Consider the following 510-nt stretch of genomic DNA (forward strand, 5'->3'; position numbering starts at 1 on the left):
CGGCCTGTAAAGCCAGTTCCAACGTTTGAAAAACGAGAGGGTTATTGTTGGAGTGTCCCAAAACATAAGAGACAATTGTTTTATCATGAAGATCTAGGATTGCGCTTAAGTACGCTTTTTGTCCATGCCCATACTTGAATTCGGTTACGTCGGTTACCCACTTTTCATTTGGCGCTTCTGCTTGAAACTCACGGTTAAGCAAGTTCTCAGCTACTTGTTGCGGAGTGGAACGCTCATATTTCTTCTTCTTCCTACGAATGACCGACTGAATCCCCTTGAGCTTCATAAGGCGCCGTACACGCTTGCGGTTAATCGGGTTCTTGGTCTCACGACGCATGTGTAGGGTTAACTGGCGGTAGCCAAAAGTACCCTCAACCTTCTGGTACAGGGACATCATGACTTCAGTTAGCTCTCTGTTTTCCAATTCTCTTGCGCTAGGTTTGTGGTTAAGCCATTTGTAATAGCTCGACCGTGGGGTCCCTGCAATCTCACATAGAAGCTGTATGCTGA

The 510-nt window shown here is 46.3% G+C and carries 1 protein-coding gene; it reads right to left on the reverse strand.

The genetic code is table 11. From position 1 onward, the window contains the following. On the reverse strand, positions 1-505 hold a 505-nt coding region (locus tag GON22_RS26845; RefSeq protein ID WP_336604370.1), incomplete at its 3' end, for an IS3 family transposase. Between the last annotated feature and the right edge of the window lie 5 nt (positions 506-510).

Origin of the sequence: Paenibacillus sp. MMS18-CY102 (assembly GCF_009789195.1) — a bacterium.
GTDB lineage: Bacteria > Bacillota > Bacilli > Paenibacillales > Paenibacillaceae > Paenibacillus_T.